Raw genomic sequence first — 6881 nt, 5'->3', positions numbered from 1 at the left:
TTGATTGCAGAAAAGCAGGGAGCCCAGGTTGGAAACCTCGCAGAATTATCCCCCTGCCAAACACCCAATTCCCTCATGCTGAGCTTGGCTCAAGCCAGCATCAGCCCTGCCGAACGATCATTCGAAAACGATCGCCGGTGCGGAGCGGCCGCCCTTGCCTGAGCTCAATTGCTCCCAGACCTTTGCGGCGATCTCGCGATAGACCCTTGCCTGTTCGCCATCCGGATTGCTGACGACGACCGGCGTTCCGGCATCCGAGGTTTCCCTGATTTCCATGACCAGCGGCACCTCGCCGAGGAAGGGAACGCCAAGCCGCTCCGCCTCGGACCGCGCGCCGCCATGGCCGAATATATCGTAGCGGGCACCCGTATCCGGGGCGATGAAATAGCTCATGTTCTCGACGATGCCGAGCAGCGGCACATCGACCTTCCTGAACATGTTGAGGCCCTTGCGGGCATCGATCAGCGCCAGATCCTGCGGGGTGGAGACGATGACGGCGCCGGCAAGCGGCACCTGCTGCGCCATGGTCAGCTGCGCATCGCCGGTGCCGGGCGGCATGTCGACCACCAGTACGTCGAGTTCGCCCCATTGCACCTCGCGCAGCATCTGCGTCAGCGCCGACATGACCATCGGGCCACGCCAGATCATCGGCGTCTCTTCCTCGACGAGGAAACCGATCGACATGACCTTGAGCCCATAGCCCTCCATCGGCTTGAGGGTGCGTCCGGAAATCACCTCCGGCCTGCCCGAAAGATGCATCAGGCGCGGCAGGGAAGGCCCGTAAATGTCCGCATCCAATATGCCGACCCTCTGACCATTGGCGCTCAACCCCAGCGCCAGATTGACGGCGGTGGTCGACTTGCCGACGCCGCCCTTGCCCGATGCGACGGCGATGATGGCACCGACGCCGGGCACGCCGGCCTTGGCGGATGACGGGGCATGTTGATGCGCCGCTGCCGCCGGCACGCGTTGCGGCGGCACCGCACCTGCCGGGGCCGGACGCTGGGCCGGGCGCTGGGCCGGATGGGCGTGGGCGGCTGGACTCTGGGCAGGACGGGCGGCCGGGCGCGGCGGCGCGTCATCGCTGGTCGGCCCGCCGCGCTTCTCGGCCGTCAGGGCAACCACCGCGCCAGCAACGCCGGGCATGGACTTCACCACCCGTTCGGCTGCCGCGCGCAGCGGCTCCAGTTCCTGCGCCCGGTCGGCGGGCACTGTTATCGAGAAGAAAACCTTGCCATCCGCTATGAAAATATCCGAAACGAGACCGAGTTCGACTATGTTGCTGTTGAAATCGGGACCCGTGACCGTCTTCAACCGGTCCAGCACCTGATCTTTCGTCACGCCTGTCATCGCATTTCCAATCCTGTCGTTCACACGACTGAGATAATGCAGTTGCCCGGAAACGCCAATGGCATTCATGATCAATATGCAACCTGCCGGTGCCGGTTGCGGTACATATTGCCGGCTCATCCTCTTTGCCGCATGGATTTTTGCCGCGCGCTGGTTTAAATCAGCATGGAGCAGGATGAGGCGGATATGCTTGGAGCATGGGACCATTGGCGGCAGACGGTGCGCATTCTATGCGCATTGGCGCTCGTGCTCGTCGCTTTTGCCCATAAGCCGGTTGCCATCGCCGACCCCGCTCCCATCGATCTCGCCGCCTATGCGCTTCCCGACGGGACGCTGCCGACGCTTTGCCTGACCGACCAGGGCAGCGACGACGACCATAAATCGTCCTGGCACGGCACGGGTTGCGAGGCCTGCCGTCTTTCGGCATCGTTCATCTTGCCGGTGCCGCCGAAGGCGAACGATCTGTCGGTCGTTCCCCTGCCATCGCTGAACGTCAAGCGCGAAGCCGCGCTGATCGCACGCAGCGCCTATCCACCCGCGGCACCACCGCACGCACCGCCCTTCGCCTGACAGCCTCGGCGCTTCCGCGCCAATTGACGGCCCGCCCACGGGCCGAAATCCGTCAGACGAATGGAGCAATCATGTCCATTTCAAGTGCGGCTGCCCGGCAGCCCAAAGAAGCAAGCATCTCCCTCTACAGGGCCATCTGGCGCTGGCATTTCCTCGCCGGCCTGCTGGTCGTGCCTTTCATGATCAACCTCGCGGTGACCGGCTCGCTCTATCTGTTCAAGGACGAGATCGACAATACGGTCTTCGCCGGCCGCAACATCGTGCAGGTGCGGGGCGAACCGCTGCCGCCCTCGGTGCTCGTCGAAAATGCCAGGGCCGCGACGCCCGGCGCAAAGCTCGTCCGCTACAGGACGCCCGCCGATGCGCACCATTCCGCGCGTGTCACGATGGCGACGCCCGGAGGCAATCTGCTGGTCTTTCTCGACCCCTACAGCGGCGCGGTGCTCGGCAGCGTGGCGGAGAAGAACGAGTTCAACTGGGTGGTCAAGAAGATCCACAGCCTCGAATATTTCGGCGTCAGCTTCAACCGCATCGTCGAAGCGGTCGGCGGCCTGGCGCTGATCCTCGTCGTCACCGGCTTCTATCTCTGGTGGCCGCGCCAGCAGACCGGCGGGGTCGTCAGTATCCGCGGTACGGCGTCGAAGCGCGTGTTCTGGCGCGATATCCATGCGGTGACCGGCGCCGGGGCCGGCGCCCTGATCTTCTTCCTCGCCATTTCCGGCATGCCATGGTCGGGCTATTGGGGCGGCAAGGCCAATCAACTCATCTCGAATGCCGGCCTCGGCTACCCGACCGCGCTGTGGGACGAGGTCCCGGCATCGTCGGCGCCGCTGAAAACCGTCGTCCCGGATGCCGCCTGGACCATGGAAAATGCGCCGGTTCCGGCATCCGTCGCCCGGCCCGGCAAAACGGCGCCACAGCTTGACGACATCGTGGCTGCCGCAACGGCGGCGGGCATGACTGCCGGCTTCGAAGTCTCGATGCCCTCGGGAAAGTCGGGCGTCTATACGGCCGCCATCTTCCCCGACGACATAGCCAGGCAGCGAACCATCCATTATGACCGCTATAGCGGCCAGCCGCTGGCGGACATCAGGTTCGCCGACTATGGCGCCGGCGGAAAGCTGATCGAATTCGGCGTCGGCGTGCATCTCGGCCAGTATTTCGGCCTCGCCAACCAGATCGTCATGCTCATCACCTGCCTCGCCATCGTGCTTGCCTGCACTTCGGCGATCGTCATGTGGTGGAAACGCCGTCCCTCGGGCCGGTTGGGCGTGCCGCCCATGCCGGCGCGCAAGCGCGTATTCGCCACGCTGACGGCCGTGATCCTGGCTTTCGGCATCGCATTTCCCCTCACCGGCTTCGCCATACTCGCCATGCTGGTCGCGGACCAGCTGGTCGGCCGGGCCGCTTCCCCCCTGCAACGCATTTTCTCTTCCTGATGGAGCTTACGATGAAGAACATTCTTTCAGCCGCAGCCATGGCATTGCTTCTTGCCCAGATGCCGCCTGCCGCCTTCGCCCATGATCATTCCGCCATGACCGGCGCCGAACCCGCCGCCACGGAAGGCCATGAGATGGGCGATACCAGGGCCGGCGAACTGACGATCGGCAATGCCTTTGCCCGGGCCACCCTGCCGGGCGCCAAGGTGGGCGGGGCCTATGTCACCATTGCCAATACCGGGAGCGAGGCGGACCGGCTGCTTGGCGGCTCCACGGCCGTTGCCTCCCATGTCGAGGTGCATGAGATGAAGATGGACGGCAATATCATGCAGATGCGAAAATTGAAGGAAGGCCTTGCCATTCCGGCGGGCGAAACTGTCCAGCTGGCACCGGGCGGCCTGCACCTGATGCTGATGGGGCTGAAGCAACCCCTGAAGGAAGGCGAAATGCTGCCGGTTACGCTCGAATTCGAAAAATCCGGCAAGGTCGAGCTGGAATTCATGGTTGGACCGGCCAATGGCGCGGGAATGGAGCATAAATGATGAATTATCGTGCCGTACGACTGGGGCTCTGGGGTGCAATCGCCGTCCTCGTTGCCTTCCTGGTCTATACTTATTTCTATGCGGGCCAGAGCCGGCGCCCCGATCCGGTGCAGCTCGGCAGCCCCTTCACCCTCACCGACCAGAACGGCGCGCCGATCACCGAGGCCGCGTTGACGGGCCATCCCAGCGCGCTCTTCTTCGGCTTCACCCACTGCCCCGAGGTCTGCCCGACCACGCTGTTCGAAATGGCCGGCTGGCTGGACCAGCTCGGCGATGAAGGCAAGGACCTGCGCGTGTTCTTCATCACCGTCGACCCGGAAAGGGACACGCCCGAAGTGATGAAGAATTATACGTCCGGCTTCACCAGCCGGATCACCGGCATCACCGGCAAGCCCGAGGACGTGACGAAACTGGTCAAGAGCTGGCGCATCTATGCCAAGAAGGTGCCGACCGACGACGGCAGCTATACCATGGATCACACCGCATCGGTGATGCTGATCGATCGCGACGGAAAGCTGAAAAGCACCATCGACTACAAGGAGAGCCCGGACGTCGCCCTGAAGAAACTGCGCCTGCTGATCGCAGGATGAATTCGTTTCCGCCTCGCCCATACGCTTTCGCCTCGCCCGGACGTGGCGGGGCGGCAAGGCGGGGCGGGATGTGGCGGGGCGGAACGAAACAAAATTGCCCTGGATCGAACATTTGTATACCAAAATACTCATAATTTTCTAGAATCATTCTAAGCTATTGATATTTTTACCTGTTTTGAAATTTAATGTTTGACATTGCCTCCCGGTCGAGCATTTATGCGATAGCGCCAAGCGCAGCCTTTGATGCCCGGGCCTTGAACCCGTTCGATTGGAGGACCCTATGATAGGTCTTTTTATGCCACGCCGACGCGTGGTTTCACTATTGCATGGCCAGGAGTCGCCTTTCCTTGCCGGCCTCGTCACCCGCAGCCGACCGACGACGACAGTCGCGCGTGGCTTACCGACGACAGTCGCGCGCGGCTTGCCATTGGCCATTCATCGAAACCTCTGTGACGATGGGAGCAGCGATGTTTCCGCACATGTCTGAGACCAATGCAGGCACGGGCTGCTATTTCGACCGCGCGCCGGAAAAACTCGTGCTCGAGGGCTATCGCCGCTGGATCGCCGGCTTCGAAACCGGGTCCGTCGTAGCCTGGGAGATGGCCTATGGGCTCTATAGCGAGATACTCGGAAGCCGGAACGGCAATCGCGCCCTCGCAGACCTGTCCTTCTTCGTGCGCACGCTGCGCCACAAGGCACTGGTGCCGCTGAAGACATTTCCGTTCGGTTCGCATCATGTCTGCCGCGAGGAGTGCCTGACGCTGGGGCTGATCGCGGGGCTTCAAAATTGCGACATGGTTGCGGCAAGAACCTGCCTCAATGCCATGGCATGTCCTGCGTCGAGCGAAGAACTGGAGAACGCGGCCATCGGCTTTGCCGAAACGCTGGCGGAAATGGACCAGATATTGCTGCCGATCCCGAGGTTCGCCATCGATGACATAATTTCTCGCCCTTTGCGGGCCAAATATCACTGAAAAGGGAACCGAATCATGGCAATCACATCACGCACCGAGCGCCAGCTTTCCATAGCGGCAACCTTGCTGCTCACGGCGGCGATCTTCGTCATTCCGCTGAAAACACCGTACCAGCACGCACCGATCGCCGACCTGAAACCGGTCGTAGTGCACCTCGCCTATGCCGAAACCGCGCTGACCATTCGCAAATGATGGCGGGGAGCCTGTGAGAAGCTCATTCGCCATCCACGGCCAGCACAGGCTCTGGTTAGACGACAATTTCAGTAAGGTATAGCGTCCGGGTAGAATATTCTATCTTTTCGGGATAAAAGGAATTCTTTCTAACGCCCTTCTTTCGGGCGCCTCTGCTACGCTTCGGTTACAACGACACGGAGGCAGGCATGAAAAGTTCCAGACTGATACTGGCCGTAGCGGCGACGCTGCTCTTTGCAACGGCAGGCACCAATAGCATCATGTCCGCCGCCATGGCCGACACGACCTTGCTCAATGTTTCCTATGACCCGACGCGTGAATTCTACAAGGAATTCAATGCTGCCTTCGCGGCCAAGTGGAAGACCGACACCGGCGAAACGCTTACCGTGCAGGCATCGCATGGCGGTTCCGGCAAGCAGGCCCGCGCGGTGATCGACGGGCTCGACGCGGATGTCGTCACGCTGGCGCTGGAAAGCGATATTGCCGCAATCGTCGACAATACGAAGAAAATCAATCCGGATTGGCGCAGCAAGTTCCCGCACAATTCCGCGCCCTACACGTCGACGATCGTTTTCCTCGTCCGCAAGGGCAACCCGAAAGGGATCAAGGATTGGGGTGACCTGATCAAGGACGGTGTCGAAGTCATTACCCCGAACCCCAAGACCTCCGGCGGCGCGCGCTGGAACTATCTCGCCGCCTGGGCCTGGGCGCATGGCCAGTTCGGCGGTGACGAAGCCAAGATCAAGGAATATATCGGCACGCTGTTCCAGCACGTGCCGGTGCTCGATACCGGCGCGCGCGGTTCGACCACCACATTCGCCCAGCGCCAGCTCGGCGACGTGCTGCTCGCCTGGGAAAACGAGGCCTATCTGTCGCTGGCCGAGTTCGGCGAAGACAATTTCGACATCGTGGTTCCGCCGCAGTCGATCCTGGCAGAGCCGCCGGTCGCCGTCGTCGATGCCAATGTCGATGCGAAGGGCACCCGCAAGGCGGCGGAAGCCTATCTGCAATATCTTTATTCGCAGGAGGGGCAAACCCTTGCAGCGAAACATTATTATCGCCCCGCCGAGCCCAGTCTCGTTCCGGCCGAACTCATCAAGAAGCTTCCGGAGTTGAAACTGGTGACGATAGATGATCCAATCTTCGGCGGATGGGCCAAAGCGCAGCCCTACCACTTTGGAGATGGCGGCACATTTGACCAGATTTACAAGCCGAAACAGTAAC

At 61.7% G+C, this 6881-nt stretch carries 8 protein-coding genes; 7 read left to right on the top strand and 1 reads right to left on the bottom strand.

Annotation, left to right across the window (positions count from 1 at the left end; genetic code table 11):
• Positions 1-117: 117 nt before the first annotated feature.
• Positions 118-1350 (bottom strand): Mrp/NBP35 family ATP-binding protein, encoded by a 1233-nt coding sequence (locus OSJ75_RS08180; RefSeq protein ID WP_250019477.1) that lies wholly within the window; start codon positions 1348-1350, stop codon positions 118-120.
• 186 nt (positions 1351-1536) lie between these two features.
• Between OSJ75_RS08180 and OSJ75_RS08175 the strand changes: the two genes are divergently transcribed.
• From OSJ75_RS08175 to OSJ75_RS08145, 7 genes are all read left to right on the top strand, one after another.
• Complete coding sequence (locus OSJ75_RS08175) at positions 1537-1920, top strand: hypothetical protein (RefSeq protein WP_267227484.1); 384 nt, start codon at positions 1537-1539, stop codon at positions 1918-1920.
• A gap of 77 nt (positions 1921-1997) precedes the next feature.
• The gene (locus OSJ75_RS08170) at positions 1998-3359 is read left to right on the top strand and encodes a PepSY-associated TM helix domain-containing protein (protein WP_267227517.1); all 1362 of its coding nucleotides are present in this window, start codon (positions 1998-2000) and stop codon (positions 3357-3359) included.
• An 11-nt stretch (positions 3360-3370) separates the two neighbouring features.
• Complete coding sequence (locus OSJ75_RS08165) at positions 3371-3901, top strand: copper chaperone PCu(A)C (protein ID WP_267227483.1); 531 nt, start codon at positions 3371-3373, stop codon at positions 3899-3901.
• Positions 3901-4491 (top strand): SCO family protein, encoded by a 591-nt coding sequence (locus OSJ75_RS08160; RefSeq protein ID WP_267227516.1) that lies wholly within the window; start codon positions 3901-3903, stop codon positions 4489-4491. The genes OSJ75_RS08165 and OSJ75_RS08160 overlap by 1 nt, the downstream gene beginning before the upstream one ends.
• Before the next feature lie 467 nt (positions 4492-4958).
• Positions 4959-5465, top strand: a complete 507-nt coding sequence (locus tag OSJ75_RS08155) for a hypothetical protein (protein WP_250019374.1) — start codon at positions 4959-4961, stop codon at positions 5463-5465.
• Between the two features lie 15 nt (positions 5466-5480).
• Positions 5481-5657, top strand: a complete 177-nt coding sequence (locus OSJ75_RS08150; protein ID WP_250019375.1) for a hypothetical protein — start codon at positions 5481-5483, stop codon at positions 5655-5657.
• 260 nt (positions 5658-5917) lie between these two features.
• Entirely contained in the window at positions 5918-6880 is a 963-nt protein-coding gene (locus OSJ75_RS08145) for a sulfate ABC transporter substrate-binding protein (RefSeq protein WP_371929557.1), read from the top strand.
• The last annotated feature ends 1 nt before the right edge of the window (position 6881 follow it).

The sequence above is a fragment of the Phyllobacterium sp. 0TCS1.6A genome (assembly GCF_026420825.1).
In the GTDB taxonomy this organism is placed as follows: domain Bacteria; phylum Pseudomonadota; class Alphaproteobacteria; order Rhizobiales; family Rhizobiaceae; genus Phyllobacterium.
Note: the sequence above shows the minus strand (reverse complement) of the source record. Positions and strands in the feature narration are given on the sequence as shown.